The organism is Streptomyces sp. NPDC029296 (assembly GCF_055569255.1).
The window spans coordinates 122289-142582 of sequence record NZ_JBVHXT010000019.1 but is presented as its reverse complement, the minus strand read 5'-3'; the positions used below and the strand labels follow the sequence as shown (position 1 = coordinate 142582).

Genomic DNA, 20294 nt, shown 5'->3' with positions numbered 1-20294 from the left:
CCGGCAGAGCAGTTCGCACAGGAGGGGGTGACAGCGGTGACGGCTCGGCACCAGCGGGAACGGCTGGAGCGGGAGGCGAGACACCTGGCGCCGGGCGCCTCCGAGGAGGCGGCCGTCGGTCGCCGGGTCTTCGCCGAGGGGCGGGGCCCGGTCCTCACGGACCTCGACGGCAACCAGTACCTGGACTTCGCGGCGGGCACCCTGACCCAGTCCCTGGGACACGGCCATCCGGAGGTCGTGACGGCGCTGACCGAGCAGGCCCGGCGCCTGTGGAACGTGCACGACTCGGCGACGCCCGACCGGGCCGCCCTGCTGGAGCTGCTGGCCCGTCTGCTGCCGGAACGGCTGGACACCTACGCGCTGTTCTCCACCGGCGCCGAGGTGGTCGAGGCCGCGCTGCGCGTGGTGCAGGCCACCGCCGCACCGGGCCGCAACCGGATCGGCGCGCTGCGCGGCGGCTTCCACGGCAAGACGATGGGCGCGCGGATGCTCGTGCACTGGGACGTGGGCCATCAGGCCTTCGCCGGGAACTCCGTCCTCGGGTACTCGGCCTACTGCTACCGCTGCCCGCTGGAACTCACCTATCCCTCCTGCGGGTTGCGGTGCGCGTCCCTCGTGCGCAAGCACATCGCCGACAAGCCGAACGTCTCGGCGCTGGTCTTCGAACCCGTCCTCGGAGCCGCCGGCGTCGTCGTGCCGCCCCCGGGTTACTGGGAGCAGATCGCCGAGGCCTGCCGGTCCAACGGCGTCCTGCTCGTGGCCGACGAGGTGCTCACCGGCGGCGGCCGGACGGGCACGTTCCTCGCGAGCGAGCAGTTCGGCGTCGAACCCGACCTGGTGGCCCTCTCCAAGGGGCTGGCCAGCGGATTCCCGTTCGCCGTGCTGGCGGGGCGGGCCGACCTGATGCATCATCCGGCGGCGTCCGGGGCCGGTGCCTACGCGTCGACGTACGCGGGCAATCCCCTCGGCATCGCGGCGGCCCGGGCGACGCTGGAGGTCATCGAACGCGACCGCCTGATCGAGCGCGTCCGGGTCCTGGGCGAGCTGCTGCACGAGCGGCTCCAGGCCCTTGGGTCCCGCTTCGAGAACCTGGGGGACGTGCGCGGCCTGGGACTGCTGTACGGGCTGGAGTTCGTCACCGACCGGCTGAGCCGCACCCCCGCGCCGCACCTCGCGCGGGCCGTGTACACCACCGCCCTCGACCTGGGTCTCCGCGTCGCCCTGGGCGGCCACATCCTGCGTCTGGCACCGCCCTTCACCCTTGACGAGCCCCTCCTCGACGAGGGTGTCGGGCTGCTCGAACAGGCCCTGGAGCGGGTGCTGTCGTGATCGTCGCGGAGAATCTCGTCAAGGAGTTCCGGCTCACCGAGCGCAAGCCGGGCCTGGCCGGCAGCCTGGCCACCCTCTTCACCCGCGAGCACCGCCTCGTCCGCGCGGTCGACGGCGTGTCCTTCACCATCCCGGCCGGCGCGAAGACGGCGTACATCGGAGCCAACGGGGCGGGCAAGTCGACCACGATCAAGATGCTCACCGGCATCATGACACCCACCAGCGGACGCTGCCTGGTCCGCGGCATCGAGCCCTACCGGCACCGGCAGGCCAACGCCCGCGGCATCGGGGTGGTCTTCGGGCAGCGCAGCCAGCTCTGGTGGGACCTGTCCGTGCCGGACTCGTTCCGCATCCTGCGCCGGATCTACGACATCCCCGATCCCGTGTACCACCGCAATCTCGCCCTCTACCGGGAGCTGCTGGACATCGACGCGCTGGGCACCACGCCCGTGCGCCAGCTGAGCCTGGGGCAGCGGATGCGGGCCGAGATCGCGGCGAGCCTGCTGCACGATCCGGCGGTCGTCTTCTGGGACGAGCCGACCATCGGCCTCGACATGGTGCTCAAGGACGCGGTGCGGCAGCTGGTCAACCGCGTCCACGAGGAGCTGGGCACGACCGTCGTGCTCACCAGCCACGACATCGCGGACATCGCCGCCATCTGCGACAGCGCGCTGGTCGTGGACCGGGGACGGGTGGTGCACCAGGGCAGCATCCGGGATCTGCTGCGCACCGCCGACCGGCGTTCGGTCGTGTTCGACCACCGGGGCCGGCCGGATCCCGGGCCGGTCTGCGCGGAGATAGCGCGGGGGCTGCCCGGGGCGAGCGCCTCGGCCGCCGACGACGGCCGGATCAGGGTCGACTACCCGGCGGACCGGTTCACCTCCCGGCAGGTGCTCGGCTTCCTGCTCGAACGCTTCGACCTGGCGGACTGCTACGCCCCCGAACCCGACCTGGAGGACGTCCTGCGGCGGATCTACGGCGGGCACCGCGAGGCCCCGCCCGCCGGGGTCCCGGGCGGGCACCGGGAGGGTGGTGCGGCATGAACGGCCGGTTCCACCGGGAGCGGGAGACCCCGATGCCCCTCCCCCTGTCCGGGCGCGCCCGGCGCTATCTGCCGTTCGCGACCGGAGGGCTGCAGTCCCTGCTCCAGTACCGTTCGACGTTCGTCACCACCGGGATCACGGCCGCCGCCGGCGCGGCGATCACCGTCTTCCTGTGGCGGGCGGTGTACGCGGACGCCCCGCCGGGCGGCGGCCCGGGCGGCTTCACCGCCGCGAGCATCACCACGTATCTGCTGGTGGCGCAGGTGCTGCAGATCCTGCACGCCAACCGGGTGGACGACGAGGTGGCCGCCGAGGTCTACCGCGGTGACGTCGCCGTCATGCTGGTGCGGCCGGTCAGCTATCCGGTGATGCGCTTCTTCGCCTGTCTGCCGGTGGTCGCGGCCAACGCCGTGCTGGTCGGCGTCCCCGTGCTCGTGCTGTTCGCGCTGCTCGTGCCGCTCACCGCGCCGCGGCCCGTGGACGTCCTGCTGTTCGCGGTGTCGACCGTGCTGTCCGTGCTGCTCGCCTTCCTCGTGAACCTGCTCACCGGGATGACGGGCTTCGTCACCACGAACACCTGGGGGGTGCGGATGGTGAAGCAGAGCGTGGTCGCCTTCTTCGCCGGCCAGCTGGTGCCCCTCCCCCTGATGCCGGGGTGGCTCGCGGCGCTGGCGTCCGCGCTGCCCTTCCGGGGCATGGTCGACGGACCGCTCACCCTGCTCCTCGGCCGCTACGACGGTGCGGCCGGCGCGCTCGACGTGCTGGCCCGGCAGACCGGCTGGGTGGCGGGTCTGACGCTGCTCGCCGGCGTGCTGTGGCGGGCCTCGCTGAGCCGGCTGGAGGTGCTCGGCGGATGACCCGCACGGTGTGGCGCCATGTGCGGCTGGCCTTCTTCCTCGGCGGGGTCGGGCTGCACCGGCTGAGCATGTACCGCATGGACTTCGCCCTCGGCGCGGGCGCCTTCCTGGTCCGCGTGGGCCTGCAGACGGCCGTGGTGGGCCTGGTCTTCCGGCAGGTGCCCGCGGTGGGCGGCTGGACCTATCACGAGGTGCTGTTCCTGCTCGGCTTCTCCCTGCTGCCGCGCGGCCTGGACCACCTCTTCACGGACCAGCTGTGGGAACTGGGCCGCAAGCTGGTCCAGCGCGGCGAGTTCTACCGCTATCTGATCCGCCCCGTGAACCCGCTGTTCTCCCTGCTGTCGGAGCGCTTCTTCCATCCCGACGGTCTCGGCGAACTCGCCGTGGGCGCCGTGCTGGTGGGCTGGTCCGGCAGCGAGCTGGGGCTCCACCTCACCCCGGTGCAGTGGCTCGCGGTCCCGTTCCTCGTGCTGTGCGGCGCCCTGATCCACACCTCGGTGAAGCTGCTGTTCGCCTCGCTGTCCTTCTGGACCGTGACCAGTCTGCCGTCGATGTACGCGGCGAGCCAGGTGTCCGAGTTCGCCGCCTATCCGCTGGACATCTACCACCCCTCGCTGCGCGCCGTGCTGACCTGGGTGCTCCCCTTCGCCTTCACCTCGTACGTGCCGTGCGTCTATCTGCTGACCGGCGCCACGGGAGCGGTCCGCTGGCTGCCGGTGGTGACGGCCGGGGCCCTCGCCGTCGCCCTGACCGTCTGGCGGCGCGGCGTCAACGCCTATGAAATGACCGGGAGTTGAGCACGCACGTGATCCGCGACGACGACCTCGAACCCCTGCTGCGCACCGCGCCCTGGATGCCGCGCGATCTGCGTGCCGCCCACCGGTACGAAGCGGTCGACCACGCCGAACTGGGCTCCGGCGAGCTGCTGCTGGTGGTGGCCGCCGTCGGCGGACCCGCCTCGGGCGAGCGGATCTTCCTGACCGCGCGCCGGGAGCCGTCGGGCGGCCTCACCACGGTCCACGCCGACGGGCCGCACGGACTCGCGGCCGTGCGCCGTGTGCTCACCGGCGCACGGCTGCGCACCATCCGCGGCGGACACATCGAGGTCCGCCGGGCGCCCTCGGCACCGGCCGGCGAGGTGCGGCGGCTCCCCTTCGACCAGGGCTGGTCCTCCAACTCCCTGTCCCTGGTGGAGGTGGACGGCACGGCGTACCTCCACAAGACCTACCGGCGCCTGACGGAGACGGTCCACGAACCCGAACTGCTCCGGCTGATGAGCGGCACCGGACACACCCCCGAGTGGGCCGGGGACTACACCTACACGGACCCCGTCCACGGGACCCGGCATCCCGTGGGCGTTCTCTACCGCCACGACCCGGGCCGCGGGATCGACGCGCCCCTGCGCGAGAACCTGCGCTCCCTGTGGCCCCGGCTCACGGACGCCACCGCGCCGGAACGGCTCGTGCACGCCCATCTGCTGCCGCTGGAACCGGGACTGCGCAGCGCGGGACGTTTCCTGCGCGACCTCCACCGGGACCTGGCGGTGCGCCTGGGCGCGCCCGCCACCGGCTACCCCGTGGCCGGCGCCCTCGCACGGGCCTCGGCACGGCTGGCCGAACTGGCCCGGGCCGACGCGTCCCTCCCCGAGGACGGCGCACCCCTGCCCGAGGCCCCCCGGAAGGCAGCCTTCGACGCCCTCGCCACCGAACTCGGCCTGCTGGAGACCGCCTTCGGCGGCCGGACGACGGCCCCCGGCGCCGGTCCCTGCCACGGCGACCTGCACCTGTCGCACCTGCTGTGCTCCGACGCGGCCGACGGCACCTGGCACATGAGCGTCATCGACCTGTCCACGCCCGTCCTGTCACCGGACGACCCCGACTACGCCGCCCAGTCCCCCGTGCAGGACCTCGTGGCCGTGCGCCGCGCGCTGGAGTACTTCGCCGCCGACGAGGCCGCCTTCGAGAGCGCCCGCAGACTCGGCATCGACTCGACCGAGACCATGTACGGCTCCCTGGACGGCGCGCCCGGCCTGCCGCCCGCGGACCGGGCCGTGCTGCACGGCGTCTTCCGCACCGCCGACGTCTGGCGCGAGCGGGTGCTGCGCCTGCTGCTCGGCCCCGCCACCGACGATCCGCTGCGGCGGCTGCTGTACCTGCGCCGGCTCCTGCACGAGCTGGGCTACAACCACGACCACGCCCGCCCCTACCACGCCGCGATCGACCTGCGCCACGCGCTCGCGCTGGCCTCCCCCGCCCCGACGACCCACGCGAGGACATGACCGTCGTGAACGCGCCCAGGATGCACATCATCGAGACGTACTTCGAGTGCTGCGGATTCGACCACACCTTTCTGCAGGGCGGCACGTCCGTGTACCTGTGGAACCTGTCCAGGGCCTTCGCCGCCCGGGGGCACCGGGTCTCCATCGTCACCCCCGCCCACGGCCGGCTCGACGACCTGCGGCAGCGCTACGAGGTGGAGGACCTGCCCTACGAGGACACCTACACCCTGCCGGTGGCCCTCGACCCCCGCGTCTGGCAGGGCTTCCCCGCACAGGCCGACCTGGCGCTGCGCACCACCGCCCACCGCATCCGGCTGGAGGGCGTGGACCTGTACTTCCTGGCCAACGAGTACCTGAACCGGCTGCCCGACACCTTCTACCCGCCGTACTCCGCCAAGGGCCGGGACCTGGTGTTCTTCAAGCCCCTGGTGTTCCAGGCGGACAGTGTGCGCTTCCTGCGCGGCTGGTTCGGCGACGAGAAGGCCATCGTCCACGCGCACGAGCCCTACTACCACTACCTGCTGCCGGCCGCCCTGCGCGACGACCCGACCAAGCTGGTCGTCAGCAACGTGCAGAGCAACATGCCGATCACCAAGAAGGTGTACGCGCCGGAGGTGCGGCGCCTCTTCGAACTGCTCGACGTGAACGTCGAGTTGCCCGGGCCCGAGCCCGAGACCGACGCGCCCGCGGCGATCGTGCAGTACCAGCAGCTCACCCACCTGCACTACACCTACCCGCCGGACCATGTGGCGATCTACGAACTGACCGCCGAGCACGCCGACCTGATCGACTTCCTGTCGCCCGGCCAGCTGGACTTCTACGCGGGCTTCCGGGACACCCCGTTCGAAGCGCTCTTCGGGCGGCTGCCCATCGCCGACGTGGTGCGCCGCAACGCCCACAAGATGTTCGTCGGCGGCTGCGCCATCTCCGACCAGTGGCTGGCCTGGGACCCGGCCGGCGTGGACCGCGAGAAGGTGCTCGGCGGACTCGGCCTCGATCCCGCCCTGCCCGCGTTCTTCCACAACGCCCGCTACGCGGTCCACCACAAGGGCCAGATCGAGCTGATGCGGGCCGTGGACCGGGTGCTGAGCGAGGGCCTGGCGGCCGGCTTCGTCATCCGCTGCATCTCCGGCAACGGCATCGACGACCCGTTCTTCCACGAGGTGGCCGCCCGTCATCCGGGCCGCCTGCACTTCGAGTGGGAGCGCGTCGAGGAGGCACAGGTGTTCTCCTACGCCGCCGCCTGCGACTTCGCCCTGTTCCCCTCCAAGTTCGAGATGGACACCTTCCTGATCGCGCAGGGCGAGGCCATGGCCGTGGGCGCGGTGCCGATCGCCACGGACCAGCGCGGCATGGAGCACTTCCGGCACGCCGACGGGCCCGGGACCACCACCGGCTTCGCGGTGAACCGCTCCTTCGCGGAGGACGACGACCTGCTCACCGACGCGCTCGCGGAGCGCATCCGGCAGGCGGCGGCCCTGTGGTCGGAGGATCCCGGCCGCTACCGGGAGCTGTCCGCGCGCGCCTCGGCCGTCGCCCGGGTCTTCACCTGGGACCACTGCGCCGATCTGCACCTGGCGGCGTTCACCGCGCTGTGGGAGGGCCGGCCCGCCGCCTTGTCCACCGAACTGGCCCTGCGGCACGGCTGGTTCGACCTGCTCCCCGACACTTCGGTCACCACCGCCGCCGCGCTCGCGCACGGTGACATCGCGGCGTACGAACGCCGTGCCCCGCTCGATACGGACGCCGCGCTGACGATGTTCCGCGCCGCCTGGGAGCGGGCCGACTTCGCCGTCTGCGAGCGGGTCCTCGACCGGCTCCCCGAAGCGGTGCCCGCGGCGGAGACCGCCCGGCTGCGCGAACGCTCCCGGCTCCTCGGTGACGGACGGCTGGAGTACCGGCTCCCGCACGCCGAACGAGTGGAAGTCGTCGAACCCCGGCGGGGCCCCGACCGGGCCCTGCCCGACGTGCGCACCCTGGACCGCACGGCACCGGGGGTCTTCGTGGGCGCGGCCCCGGGCGCCGCCGGCCGGCTGCTGCTCACCCTGTCCTCCGGCCGGGTGACCTGGGACGAGGTGCGTCATGGCTGATCTCGGCACGGTACGCGCGGTGCTGCTGGCGGGTGGTGAGGGACGCCGGATGGGCCCGCTCGGCACGGGACGGCTCAAGCCGCTGGTCCCCTACGGGGGCACCTGCCGGCTCATCGACTTCAGCCTGGCCAACGCCCGCGCCTCGGGCCTGCCGGAGGTGCTGCTGCTCTCCCAGTACGAGGAGCGGCTGCTGATGGACGACCTGCACCGGACGTGGAACACCGGACCCGGCTTCCGGGTGCGCTTCGGCCCCTACGACACCGCCTACACGGGCCGGGAACTGCCCGCCGCGCTGCCGCCGCGCACCTGGCCGCCCGAGCGGGGCACGGCCGACGCGCTGATCCGCAAGGCGGAGTACGTCTTCACCGAGGGCACCGAGGACGTCCTGGTCCTGCACGCGGACCACGTCTACCGCTACGACTACGGCCCGCTGGTCGAGGCGCACCGGGCCTCCGGCGCGGCGCTGACCGTCGCCTACCAGCGGATCGACATGCGCTGGGTGCACCTGTTCGGCATGGTCCGCTTCGACGGCGGCGGCCGGCTGACCGAGTTCACGGAGAAACCCGAGAACCCCACCTCCGACCTGGTCTTCGCCGCGTTCTGCGTCTTCGACGCCGCCGTGCTGCGCCGCTATCTGACCCTGCTGGACGGCACCGACTGGCAGCACGACATCAGCCGGGACGTGATTCCCGCGATGCTCGCCGCGGGAGAGCACATCCGCGGCCACGAGGTGCGCGGCCACTGGGAGGACATCGGCACCGTCGAGCGCTACCACCGCGCCCACCTGGCCCTCGCCGCCGGGCCGCGGGCGCCCCTGCCCCTCGGCCGGATGCCGCGGACGGTGCGGCCCCGGGTCGGGCGGCACTGGGTCGCCGACGCGCCGGGAGTACGTACGTCGGTGATCCCGTCGGACCTCGTCAACGCCGGGCTCGTGCACGACAGCGTGCTCTTCCCCGGTGTGCGGGTCGGCGCGGGGGCCCGGGTGCGCCGCAGCGTGGTGCTGCCCGGCGCGGTGATACCACCGGGCGCCGACATCGACGGTGCGGTCGTCCTGGAGGACGGACGCGTTCAGCACGTTGCCGAAGGAGTGAGCGCATGACCCTGCCCGAACACCACACCCGCGCCGGGCGTCCGGCCGACTACGACGTCCTGGTGGTCGGCGGGGTCGGAGTGGACACCATCGTGCGCGTGGACGAGCTGCGCGTACCGCCGGGCGACTCGGTCTTCGTGGAGCCGCTGAAGGACTACGTCGGGCACACCGGCAACGGCGTCGCGCTGGGCTGGCACGCGCTCGGACTGCGCACCAAGTTCATCGACTTCCTCGGCGACGACCCGCAGGGCCGCATGGTGCTGGAGCACTACGCGCGCCAGGGCCTCGACTTCAGCCACCTGATCTCGCCGCACGGCACCCCTCGTTCGGCGAACCTCGTGGACCCGCGGGGCCGCCGCTTCTCCTTCTACGACGGCCGCCATCCCGCCGACCTCAGGCTGCCCCGCGACTTCTACCTGCCCTTCCTGGAGCGGTCGGCGCACGTCCACCTGTCGATCATCGGCCACAACCAGGACATGTACGAGGACGTCCACCGGCTCGGCGTGACCAGCTCCACCGACCTGCACGACTGGGACGGGCACAACCCGCACCACCGCCACTACGCCCTCAACTCCGACTACGTCTTCCTGAGCGCGGCGGCGATCCACGACCGGCTGGAGAGCGTGCTGCGGACGGTCCTCGACGAGGGCCGGGCCCGCTTCGTGGTCGCCACCGACGGCGCCGACGGCTGCCACGTGCTGGAGCGCGGCGGCACGGAGGTCCGCCACTTCCCCGCCGTGCGCCCCGAGCGGCCGGTGGTGGACAGCAACGGTGCCGGGGACGCCTTCGTCACCGCGTTCCTGCACTCCTGGTTCGAGGGCCGCCCGCTGGAGGAGTGCGTGCTCAGCGGTTCGGTGGCCGGCGCGTTCGTGTGCGGGAGCGTCGGCACCCACACCGAGTTCATCGACCTGCCGGGGCTGCGCGCGGCCGGCGCGCGCGCCGCCGCGGACCGGTGAGGGACGCACCCATGCATGTCATCCACTTCGCCTTCGAGTGCGGCGGGTTCGACAACCGCCTGATGCGCGGCGGGCTGTCCCCGCTGGTGTGGAACCTGTCGCGGGAGTACGCGGCGCGCGGTCACCGCGTCTCGCTGGTCACCCCCGCCCACGGGCTCCTGGAAGCGCTGCGGCGCGACCACCCGATCGAGGAACTCCCCTACGTCCACGAGCACCGGGTGCCGCTCGTGCCGGACCCCAAGGTGTGGCCGGACCACCCGGCCGAGATCGGCCTGGACCTCACCACCCGGGCCCACCGGCTGCGCAGGGACGGCGTGGACGTGTACTTCCTCTCCGACGCCTTCCTGGATCTGCTCCCCGACCGGCTGTATCCGCCGCCCGGCACCGAGGGCAGGGACCTCGCGTACTTCAAGCCGCTGGTGTTCCAGGTCGCGGGCGCCCACTTCGTCCAGCGGTACCTGAGGGGCGAGGAGGCGGTGGTCCACGGCTTCGAGCCGTACTACCACTATCTGCTGCCCACGCTGTTCGCCGGTGATCCGGCCCTGCGGACGGTGAGCACGGTCGCGGCCAACGCGCCCGTCACCCAGGCGGTGTACCGCCCGCAGGTGGAACGGCTGCTGGAGGTGTTCGGCGTCGACGCGGACCTGGACGCGTTCGCGGAACCGCCGCCCGCCGAGGACGGCCCGGAGGCGACCATGGCGCGCGTCCTGGCCGGCACCCGGATGCACGTCGAGGCCGGCCCGGACCACCTCGCCTTCCTGCCGATGATCCTGGCCCACGCCGATCTGGTCGACTTCGTCTCGCCGGGCCAGCGCGACCACTACAGCACCTTCCGGGACACGCCGTTCGAGTCGCTGTTCCACACCCTGCCGATGTCCCGGATGCTGCGCGAGCGGGCCGCGAAGCTCTTCACAGGGGGCTGCGGGATATCCGACGGCTGGCTGGCCCGGGATCCGGGGGCCGTCGACCGTGACGCGGTCCTGCGCGGCCTGGGCCTCGACGCGTCGCTGCCGGTCTTCTACCACGCGGCCCGCTACGCGGTGCACCACAAGGGCCAGCTGGAGCTGGTCCGCGCCGTCGAGGAGGTCCTGGCGAGCGGTACCGAAGCCGTGTTCGTGCTGCGTTTCGCCACCAACGGCGGCGGCGGGCGGACGGCACCGGCCGCCAACGCCTACTTCCGGAGCGTCGCCGACCGGTTCCCGGGCCGCGTGTACCTGGACTGGCGCCTGGCCGACGAGGACACCCTGTTCGAGCAGGCCGCGTGCGCCGACTTCTGCGTGTTCCCCTCCAAGTTCGAGCTCGACGGCTTCCTCATCGCCCAGGCCGAGGCGATGGCGTGCGGCGCGGTGCCGATCGCGACCGCGCAGAGCGTCACCGCGCACTTCGGGCACGCGTTGCCCGTGGACGACCCGCGGGCGACCGGCCTCTCGCTGCCCGTGTCGTTCCGCGACGACGATCCGGCACTGGCCTCGGCGCTCGCCGCACGCATACGCCAGGCCGTGGCGCTGCGGCGCACGGCCCCCGGCGAGTACGCCCGGCTGTCGGCCAACTCCCGGGCCACCGCGCGCCGGTTCACCTGGGCGCGCAGCGCGGACCGGCGCCTCGCGGCCTTCGCGGACCTGCTGCGCGGCCGGCCCCGGCCCTTCCCCGCCGAGGACGCCGTCCGCTACGGCTGGTTCGACGCCCTGCCCGCGGATGCCTGGTCCCGGCTCCGGCAGTCCGTCGCCCGGTCCGCCGCGGACCTGGGCGACACCACGGCCTACGGACGCTGCGCCCCCCTGGACGAGGGGGCGTACGAGCGGCTCTTCGAAGCCGCGTACGCCCGCGCCGACTTCGCCCGGTGCGCCGAGACGGCCCGCGCGGCCGGGCGGGACGACTGGGCGGCCCGGGTGCGCGGACGGTACCGGGTGCTGCGGGACGCCACGGGCGGCCGGCTGCTGGAGTACCGCCACCCGCACGCCCGGCACGTGGAGATCGCGGTGCCCGGCGCCGTCGCTCCGGCCACCGGCCTGGAGTCGCCCGCGGAGGCCGTCGCCTCCGACGAGGCCGTGCCCGCGGACAGCGGCATGGTGCTGACGGCCCTGGCGCCGGCGGGGGACGGCGTGTTCCGGGGCGCCCTGCCCGGCTCGCCCGCCGGACGGCATCTGCTCGTCATGCTGACCCTGGCCTCCGGGCGGGTCACCTGGGACGCCCTGCCGGCCGGCGACCTCGCCGGCCGCCCGCCCTTCCGGCTGGTGGCGACGGATCTCGACGGCACCCTGCTGCGCAGCGACCAGACCGTCTCCGCCCGCACCCTCGACGCCCTCGCCCGGGCGGCCGAGGCCGGGGCCCGGCACCTCGTGGTCACCGGGAGACCCGCCGCGGCCTGCAAGCAGTACCTGGCCGAACTCGGCTACCGCGGGCTCGCCGTGTGCGGGCAGGGCGCCCAGCTCTACGACGCCGGGGCGGACCGGCTGCTCAGCTCGGCCTCGCTCGACCTCGGCCTCGCCCGGGAGGTGGTGGAGCGCGTCGAGGCGGTGCTCGGGCCTTTGGAACTGGGCGTCGTGACGGCGCCGCCGGAGAGCCGCTTCAAGGTCACCCCCCGGTTCGGCGAACGCGTCCGCCACGGCTGGGACGTCACGACCGACCGCGCCCTGCTGTGGACGGACCCCATCGACAAGCTCGTCCTGCACCACCCGAGCGTCCCCGAGGACGAGGTCGAGACCGTGGCGCGGACGCTGTGCGGGGACCGGGTCACCGTGGTGCACTCGGTGCGCGGCATGGTGGAGGTACTGCCGGCGGGCACCACGAAGGCCGCCGGGGTGGAACGCGCCGCGAGGCTCCTCGGCTGCGACGCGGCCGAGACCGTGGCCTTCGGCGACATGCCCAACGACATCCCGCTCCTGGCCTGGGCCGGGCACGGCGTGGCCGTGGCCAACGCCCATCCGGCGCTGCGGGCCATGGCCGACGAGATCGCGCCCGGCAACGACGAGGACGGCGTCGCCGTCGTCCTGGAACGGCTCTTCGGCACCCGGGAGGAGTCGTCGTGACCGACGCCCTGCGCGAGTTGGCCGAGGCCCACCGCATAGCCACCGCCTACACCACCGACCGGGGGCGGCGGGTGGCGGTGTCCCCCGACACGCTCGTGGCCGTGCTCGCCGCGTGCGGTGTGGACGCGGCCACCGGTGCGGCGGCGCGTGCCGCCCTCGCGGCCCACCGCGAGCGCACGGCGGCCCGGTTGCTGCCCGAGTGCGTCGTCGTACGCCAGGGTGCCGCGCCCCCGCTCGTACCGCCCGGGAACACCGCGGCCGAGGTGGAACTCGAAGGAGGGGGCACAGCCGCCCTCTCCGGTGTCCTGCCCGTCGGCCGGCACACCCTGCACGTCGGCGCGGCGGGGCGGAGCCAGTCGGCGCCGCTGCTCGTCGTACCGGAGCGGCTGCCCGTGCCGGCGGCGCGGCACTGGGGGTTCCTCGTCCAGCTGTACTCGGTGCTCTCGCGCCGCTCGTGGGGCATGGGCGACCTCGGTGACCTGGCGGAGCTGGCGTCCTGGTCGGGTCGCGCGCTCGGGGCGGACTTCGTGCAGCTCGGTCCGCTGCACGCGATGGAGCCCGGTCCGCTGCCGGACCCGTCGCCCTACCGGCCCAGTTCCCGGCGGTACCCCGACCCCATGCACCTGAGGGTGGAGGCGATCCCGGAGTACGCGTATCTGACGGGCGGCCAGCGCCGTACCGCCGACCGGTGCGCCGACCGGGCCCGGGCCCTCAACGAGGGCGTGCTGCGCGGTGATCTGCTCATCGACCGGGAGACGGTGCGCCTGCTCAAGCACGAGGCGCTGCGGGCCGTGCACCGGGTGCCGCTCTCCCCCGGGCGGGCCGCCGCGTTCGCCGCGTTCACCGCGCGGGAGGGCGAGGATTTGACGGACTTCGCCACCTGGTGCGCGCTGGCGGACGTGCACGGCCGGGCCTGGCGTTCCTGGCCGCCCGGACTGCGCGATCCGCGGTCGCCCGCCGTGGCCCGCGCCCGCGGGGAACTGGCCGCCGAGGTGGGCTTCCACCGCTGGCTCGCCTGGGTCACCGACGAACAGCTGGCCGCGGCGCAGACGGCGGCCACCGACGCCGGCATGGCACTCGGCCTGATCCACGACCTGGCCGTCGGGGTGGCCCCGGAGGGCGCCGACGCCTGGGCCCTCCAGGACTGCCTGGCCCCGGGGATGAGCGTCGGCGCTCCCCCGGACGACTTCAACCCGCACGGCCAGGACTGGGCGCAGCCGCCCTGGCGTCCGGGCGCCCTCGCCGCGGCCGGGTACCGGCCGCTCGCCGGGCTGCTGCGGGCCGGGCTGCGGCACGCGGGCGCGCTGCGCGTCGACCACGTGATGGGCCTGTTCCGGCTGTGGTGGGTGCCGGAGGGCAGGCCGCCGTCCGAGGGAACGTACGTCCGCTACGACGGCGAGGCCATGCTGGGCGTGCTGATGCTGGAGGCGCACCGCGCGGGGGCCGCCGTGATCGGCGAGGACCTCGGCACGGTCGAGGCGGGCGTACGCGAGTCCCTCGCCGCGCGGGGCGTCCTCGGCACGTCCGTGCAGCGTTTCGAGTATCTCGGGGGCTCGGCGGGCCGGCACGGTCCGCTGCCGCCCGAGCGGTGGCGGCGCGACTGCCTCGCCACGCTGACCACGCACGACCTGCCGCCGACCGCGGCCTGGCTCAGCGGCGAGCACGTCGCCCTGCGCGCCCGCCTCGGCCTGCTCACCCGTCCCGAGGCGGAGGAGGAGGCCGAGGCCGCCGCCGAGCGCGACGGCTGGCTGGCGGAGCTGGAACGGCTGGGTCTGCTGCCCGACCCGGAGGGCGACGTGGTCGCGCTGCACCGTTTCCTGTGCCGGACACCGGCGCGTCTGCTCGGCGTCTGGCTGCCCGACGCGACCGGCGACCGCCGGTCGCAGAACATCCCCGGCACGTCCGCGGTGTACCCCAACTGGCGGCTGCCCGTGAGCGACGCCCAGGACCGTGCCGTACCGCTGGAGGACCTGCCCGCACAGCCCCTCGTGGCCGCGGTGTCCCGGGTCTTCGCGCACCTCGCGCGGCACGGTGAGAACACGTGAGGAGAGAGATGACAAGCCAGGTTCTCGATCGGGTCGGGCATCCGCCGGCAGGAGTCCGCGAGGATTCCGGCGGTTTCGACCTGAGCGCACCGGACGGCATCCGGTACCGGGTCGACCTCGGCACCGGGGTGCTCGACCCGGACGACACCCTGCTCGCCGGCTACCTGGAGGACCGCCGGGTCGTGGCCTTCGTCAGCCCGACCGTCGACCGGCTCTACGGCGACCGGCTGCGCGCCTGCCTGGAGGCCCATGTCCGGCCCGGCCAGTGGTCCCTGCACGTGATACCCACCGGTGAGCACCACAAGACCCTCGCCGCGGCGGAGCACGTGTGCGCCCTCGCCAAGGCGGACGGGCTGGACCGCCACGGGGTGATGCTCGCCGTCGGCGGCGGCATCGTGGCCGACGTCGTCGGCTTCGCCGCGTCCATCTACGCCCGCGGCGTCCGCTACGTCAAGGTGAACACCACCCTCGTCGGCCAGGTGGACGTCGGCGTCGGGGTGAAGACCGGTGTCAACGCCCTGCGGACGAAGAACATGTTCGGCGCCTACCATCCGGCGCACGCCTCCCTGAACGACCCCGCCTTCCTCGCGACGCTGCCGCACCGGGAGATCCGCTGCGGGCTCGCCGAGATCGTGAAGATGGCCGTGATCCTGGACGGGGACCTGTTCGAGGCGCTGGAACGGCACCCGGACGCCTTCCGGCGCCCGGAGGGTGACGCGCACCCTTCCCACGGGGAGCTGGAGACCTACATCCTGCGCACGTCGATGCGGCTGATGATGGAGGAGCTCTGCCCCAACCTCCGGGAACACGAACTGGCCCGGCTCGTCGACTTCGGTCACACCTTCAGCCCGGTGGTGGAGACGGCCGGCGACCACCGTCTGGAGCACGGCGAGGCGGTCGCCGTCGACATGGCGCTCTCCGCCCACCTGGCACGCCTGCTCGGCCTCGCGGACGACGAGACCTGCGACCGCGTCGTCCGGCTGCTGCGGCGGATCGGGCTGCCGGTGTTCGATCCCGGCACCTGCACCCCGGAGCTGATGACACAGGCGCTGCGCGCCTCCTGGCAGCGCCGGGGCCGCAAACTGCACCTCGTGGTGCCGACGGGCATCGGCAAGGCGGCCTTCGTGGAGGAGCTGGAGGACGTTCCCGGGGACGTCCTGGTCTCCGCGCTGAAGGCGCTCGCGGCGGACGGGGAGCGGCGCGATGCCTGAGGCCGTGGCCAACCTGCGGGAACTGCTGGCCGGCAAGGAGCGGGACCACGGCGGCCTCGGCACGATCCTCGCCCACCGCCTCTTCGCCCGCCGGCCCGGCTCCCCGGGCGCGGAATTCATCGACCTGGCCGTCCTGCCGCCGGGCACCTCGATCGGCCGGCACCGGCACGGCGCCGACCGCGAGACCTACGTCGTGCTGGACGGCGACGGCCTGATGCACCTCGACGGCGAGGAGTTCCGGGTCGGTCCCGGTGACGTCGTGGTCAACGGCCCCTACGGCGAGCACGGCCTGCTCAACGACGGCGAACGGGATCTGCGGCTGCTCGTCTTCGAGGAGGGAAACGGATGAGCGGCGGGCCGGCCGGCGAGATGTTCACCGTGGTCGACGTGGGCGGTACCACGCTGCGGGTGGGCGACTACGATCCCGCGACCGGAGCCGTGCACCGGGTGCGCCGGGTGCCCGTGGACGGCCTGCACCGCGAGCCGGGCGCCCCGGTACCGGTGCTCCAGCGGCGGGTGGTGGCGCAGATCGTGCGCGAGGTCGCCGCGCACACGGGCGGACGGCCGCCGCGGGCGCTGGGCGTGGCCTTCGCCGGGCCGATCACGGCCGCCGGCCTGGTGCTCGCCGCGCCGACCGTCTGGGGACGGCGCGGAGATCCGCTGCCGCTGGGCGAGTTGCTGACGGAACGGACCGGCACCCCGGCCGTCGTCGTCAACGACCTGACCGCGGCGGCCTGGCGGTACGCCGCCACCGAGCCCGGGGACTTCTGCCTGCTCACCATCAGTTCCGGGATCGGCAACAAGGTGTTCCGCGGCGGTGAGGTCCTGCTGGACGCCGACGGTCACGGCGGCGAGCTGGGCCACTGGGTCTGCGACCCGTCCCCCGACGCGCCGCTGTGCGACTGCGGGGGCCGCGGCCACCTCGGCGCCGTCGCCTCCGGGCGGGGCGTGCTGGCCGCGACGCGCCGGGCCGCGCACACCCGGGAGTCCGCCTTCCGCGCCTCGCTGCTGGCGGCGGCGTGCGGCGGCCGCGCGGACCGCATCGGCAACCGGGCGATCGCCGAGGCGGTCCGCGCCGGCGACCCCTTCAGCACGGAGGTGCTGCGCGGCACCCTGACCCCGCTGGCCCAGGCGGTCTCCGGGGTGTTCGCCTCGGTCGGGGTGTGCCGCTACATCCTGATGGGCGGCTTCGCCCTGGCGGTCGGTGAGCCGTACCGGCGCCTGCTGGTCGCCGAGCTGGTGCGGCTGGGCTGCTTCGGCCTCGATCCCGGGCAGATCGACGCCATGGTGTCGCTCGGGGCCGCCGACGACGACCACGGACTGATCGGCGCGGGCCGGCTGCTGGCGGACCGGATGCCGGCGCCGTTCTCCCAGGGGGCGTCGTGAGCGAGCGGATCCTTGTCGTGGGCAGTGGCCTGGTGGGCACCGGGATCGCCCGGCGACTGACGGCGGAGCAGCCCGTGACGCTCGCCTCGCGCCGGCCGCCCTCGGCGCCGCCCGAGGGGTACGGGGCCCGCTGGGCCGCCCTCGACGCCACCGACGCCACCGCCTGCCGGGAGTTGCTGGACCGGCTGCGCCCCCACGGCATCGTCCTGGTGCACGGGCCGTCCGACGTCACCTGGTGCGAGGCCCACCCGGAGGAGGCCCGGGCCGTGCACGTCGGCGTGGCGGAGACCTTCGCCGCCCTGGCGCCGGACGCGCGGATCGTGATGATCTCCACCGACAACGTCTTCGACGGCGGCTCGGCGGACAACACCGAGAGCAGCGCCGTCTCACCGGCGAACGCCTACGGCCGGGCGAAGGCGGAGGCGGAGCGGGCGCTGCTCGCCACGGCGGCCCGGGCGGTGGCCCTGCGGGTCAGCCTCGTCTACGGCCACGAGCCGGCCGACGCGGGCAAGTGGCTGAACTTCTTCGCCGCGTGCGCCCACCGGCTGCGGCACGGACAGCGGATCGAGGCCCCGGACGACCACTGGACGACCCCGGTGCTCCTGGACGACGTGGCGGAGGTGACGGCGGCCCTGCTGCGCGCCGGGCACCCGCTGCCCCCGGTGCTGCACCTGGGCGGGCCCGACCGGCTCACCCGTGCCGCGTGGGCCACCGTGATCGCCGGGGAGCTGGGAGCGCCCGCCGGCTTGGTGACACCGGTACCGCGGGCCCTGACCCGCTATGCCTCCCGTCCGGTGAACGCCTGCCTCACCAGCGAGCTGCTGGCAACCCTGCCCGCCACCGGGCGGATCGCGGTCCGCGGGGTGCGCGAGGGAGCGCGCCTGCTGGCCCCCGCGTTCGCCGGAACCACGGCCGTCTGAAGCCAGGCCGTCCGCACCCCGGCCGTTCGCATCCCGGCCGTTCGCATCCCGGCCGTTTCGAATCCCGTACTCGCGAGGAGCCCCGTGGCCACAGCACCCACCCGTTTCCGGCATGCCCGGCTGTACCTCACCTTCCGCTGCAACTCCCGCTGCGGGTACTGCAATGTCTGGCAGGACCCCGTCTTCGACGGACACCGGGAGCTGACCTCCGACGGGCTGCGGCGCTGCCTCGACGAACTCGCGGAACTGGGCGTGACCTACCTCGACATCACCGGTGGGGAACCCTCCCTGCACCGGGAGCTGGTCACGGCGGTGCGGCACGCACGCGACCTGGGCATGACCGTGGAACTGACCACCAACGCCATCCGGTTCGCCCCGCTGGCGGCCGAAATCGTCCCGCTCGTCGACACGCTGAACATCTCGCTGGACACGCTCAGCGCCGAGCGCTACCACCGCATCCGGGGCACGGACACCCTCGACCGCACCCTCGCCCTGGTGGAGGGCCTGCGGGCCGAGGGAGCGGACAACCTCAAGCTGATCTGCGTGGTGACCGACCGGAACGCCGGGGAGGTGGAGGACGTGGTCGCCTACGCACAGCGGCACCGGGTCGCCGTCTATCTCGCGCCCATGTTCACCTACTTCGCGGCACAGAGCGAGGTGCGCCCGGCCGGCTCGGTACGGATGCTCAAGCTGGCCGCCGTCAACGGACGCGCGAGTACGGCCGCGTCGGCCCAGGCGCCTGCCCGGGTGCCGTCGTCGGAGCTGCTGCGCCGGGTGGCGGAACAGCGGTACGCGCCGTACACCACGGTGAACCTGGCCTTCCTGCACCATCTGCGGACGCTCTCCCCGGCGACCGCGACCGCCTGCGGCGCCAACTCCCGGATCCTGACCGTCGGTCCGGACGGCCGGGTCATGCTGCCCTGCTACCACGAGTGGGACGCCTCGCTCCCGTGGGAACGGCCGTACCGGGAGCTGGTGCGGGACCCGGAGCTGGTCCGGGTGCGTAACGAGGAGGTGGGGCACCGCCCCGGCTGCCGCACCTGCGCGGTCTTTCCCTATCTGGGGCTGCCGATGAGCCACCGGCTCACCACGCCGTTCCTGCTCCAGGCGTTCTCCCGGGAGCTGGACCGGCTCAAGCCGTACGCGGCGGCCCTGACACCCGAGCGCCGCGCCGCGCTGCTCGAACGCAGCGACGCGCTGCTCGCGGAGGCGGAGCGGGTGTCCGCGCCGCTGCGGCCCGGGGAACACCTGGACGAGCTGTACCACTTCGAGGCGGCGGAGGCGGGCGTGCGCACCGGCCTCGCACGGGACCCGGTCCCGGTGGAGGAGCTGCTCGCGGACCACGCCCACGACGACTGCTGGCAGGCGCAGCGGACCCCGCACCGCGTCGTCCGGCTGCTGTACACCGAGATCCTGCCCGCCCTGGCCGCCGAGGCGCACCAGGACCCGGCGCGGGCGTCCGCGCTCACCGCGGACGTACTGGACGTCCACCTCGACTGCTGGCGGATCCTGCTGGCGCTGCTGCCCGGGGGCGCGGCGCCGGACATCGCCGTACGGCGGCGGCTCGCGCACTGGTGCGCGCGGGCCGGTCAGGTCCTCGGCGGCGGTTCCGCGGCGCCGGCACTGGCCCTGCTGGCAAGCCTGAGCACGCTGCCGGCCACGGAGATCGCCTCCTGGGGCTCGCCCCGGGGCCACGCGGAGGAGCCCCTCGTCGTCAAGCTGCTGCGTTCGCTGGCCGGCCCGGAGCGCCGCGCGGAACTGGCTTCCCTGTTCGCACCGGAGTTCACGCCCGCGCTGACGGGCGGACCGGTTCCGGTCGACGCCCCCACGGCGGCGTCCGGGCGGGTACCGACGCCCGAGGAGGCGCGCGGCGGCCACGGCCCGGAGCGGTTCGCGGCCTCGCTGCGCGGGGCGGACACCGGCGCGCTGCGCGACGCCGTGCGGCGCTGGAAGGCGGCGGCGGACCCGGTGACGGCTCCGGACATCGCACGGCGGCTGCTCCTCGCCGAACTCGGCGCCGGTCCCCGGTGACGCCGCCCCCTCGCGCACAGCGGGCCCAC

15 protein-coding genes are annotated in these 20294 nt (G+C 74.0%); all 15 read left to right on the top strand.

What is annotated here, in order from left to right; genetic code table 11:
* Positions 1–36: 36 nt before the first annotated feature.
* The 15 genes from ACZ4W9_RS18800 (at position 37) to ACZ4W9_RS18730 (ending at position 20265) form a co-directional block, all read left to right on the top strand.
* Positions 37–1329 carry an aspartate aminotransferase family protein gene (locus tag ACZ4W9_RS18800; protein ID WP_467937018.1) on the top strand — a complete coding sequence of 431 codons (1293 nt, stop codon included), beginning with the start codon at positions 37–39 and terminating at the stop codon, positions 1327–1329.
* Positions 1326–2372 (top strand): ABC transporter ATP-binding protein, encoded by a 1047-nt coding sequence (locus ACZ4W9_RS18795; RefSeq protein WP_467937016.1) that lies wholly within the window; start codon positions 1326–1328, stop codon positions 2370–2372. The genes ACZ4W9_RS18800 and ACZ4W9_RS18795 overlap by 4 nt, the downstream gene beginning before the upstream one ends.
* Positions 2369–3229 carry an ABC transporter permease gene (locus ACZ4W9_RS18790; RefSeq protein WP_467937014.1) on the top strand — a complete coding sequence of 287 codons (861 nt, stop codon included), beginning with the start codon at positions 2369–2371 and terminating at the stop codon, positions 3227–3229. Before ACZ4W9_RS18795 ends, ACZ4W9_RS18790 begins: the two co-directional genes overlap by 4 nt.
* A complete protein-coding gene (locus ACZ4W9_RS18785) occupies positions 3226–4026 on the top strand; it encodes an ABC transporter permease (RefSeq protein WP_467937012.1) in 801 nt (266 codons plus the stop codon). Before ACZ4W9_RS18790 ends, ACZ4W9_RS18785 begins: the two co-directional genes overlap by 4 nt.
* On the top strand, positions 4023–5507 hold the full coding sequence (locus ACZ4W9_RS18780) for a hypothetical protein (RefSeq protein ID WP_467937010.1): 1485 nt from the start codon (positions 4023–4025) through the stop codon (positions 5505–5507). Before ACZ4W9_RS18785 ends, ACZ4W9_RS18780 begins: the two co-directional genes overlap by 4 nt.
* Positions 5504–7597, top strand: a complete 2094-nt coding sequence (locus tag ACZ4W9_RS18775; RefSeq protein WP_467937008.1) for a glycogen/starch synthase — start codon at positions 5504–5506, stop codon at positions 7595–7597. The genes ACZ4W9_RS18780 and ACZ4W9_RS18775 overlap by 4 nt, the downstream gene beginning before the upstream one ends.
* Positions 7590–8696 carry a sugar phosphate nucleotidyltransferase gene (locus ACZ4W9_RS18770; protein ID WP_467937006.1) on the top strand — a complete coding sequence of 369 codons (1107 nt, stop codon included), beginning with the start codon at positions 7590–7592 and terminating at the stop codon, positions 8694–8696. Before ACZ4W9_RS18775 ends, ACZ4W9_RS18770 begins: the two co-directional genes overlap by 8 nt.
* Positions 8693–9643, top strand: coding sequence for a carbohydrate kinase family protein (locus ACZ4W9_RS18765; RefSeq protein ID WP_467937004.1), 951 nt, complete (start codon positions 8693–8695; stop codon positions 9641–9643). The genes ACZ4W9_RS18770 and ACZ4W9_RS18765 overlap by 4 nt, the downstream gene beginning before the upstream one ends.
* Before the next feature lie 11 nt (positions 9644–9654).
* Positions 9655–12672: a Cof-type HAD-IIB family hydrolase gene (locus tag ACZ4W9_RS18760; RefSeq protein WP_467937002.1), complete on the top strand. Its 3018-nt coding sequence runs from the start codon at positions 9655–9657 to the stop codon at positions 12670–12672.
* Positions 12669–14717, top strand: a complete 2049-nt coding sequence (gene malQ / locus ACZ4W9_RS18755) for a 4-alpha-glucanotransferase (protein WP_467936999.1) — start codon at positions 12669–12671, stop codon at positions 14715–14717. Before ACZ4W9_RS18760 ends, malQ begins: the two co-directional genes overlap by 4 nt.
* An 8-nt stretch (positions 14718–14725) precedes the next feature.
* Positions 14726–15928 (top strand): sedoheptulose 7-phosphate cyclase, encoded by a 1203-nt coding sequence (locus ACZ4W9_RS18750; protein WP_467936997.1) that lies wholly within the window; start codon positions 14726–14728, stop codon positions 15926–15928.
* Positions 15921–16277: a cupin domain-containing protein gene (locus tag ACZ4W9_RS18745; RefSeq protein WP_467936995.1), complete on the top strand. Its 357-nt coding sequence runs from the start codon at positions 15921–15923 to the stop codon at positions 16275–16277. The genes ACZ4W9_RS18750 and ACZ4W9_RS18745 overlap by 8 nt, the downstream gene beginning before the upstream one ends.
* Entirely contained in the window at positions 16274–17314 is a 1041-nt protein-coding gene (locus tag ACZ4W9_RS18740; RefSeq protein WP_467936993.1) for an ROK family protein, read from the top strand. Before ACZ4W9_RS18745 ends, ACZ4W9_RS18740 begins: the two co-directional genes overlap by 4 nt.
* Positions 17311–18234 carry a sugar nucleotide-binding protein gene (locus ACZ4W9_RS18735; RefSeq protein WP_467936991.1) on the top strand — a complete coding sequence of 308 codons (924 nt, stop codon included), beginning with the start codon at positions 17311–17313 and terminating at the stop codon, positions 18232–18234. Before ACZ4W9_RS18740 ends, ACZ4W9_RS18735 begins: the two co-directional genes overlap by 4 nt.
* Positions 18235–18318: 84 nt before the next feature.
* Entirely contained in the window at positions 18319–20265 is a 1947-nt protein-coding gene (locus ACZ4W9_RS18730) for a radical SAM protein (RefSeq protein ID WP_467936989.1), read from the top strand.
* Positions 20266–20294: the final 29 nt, after the last annotated feature.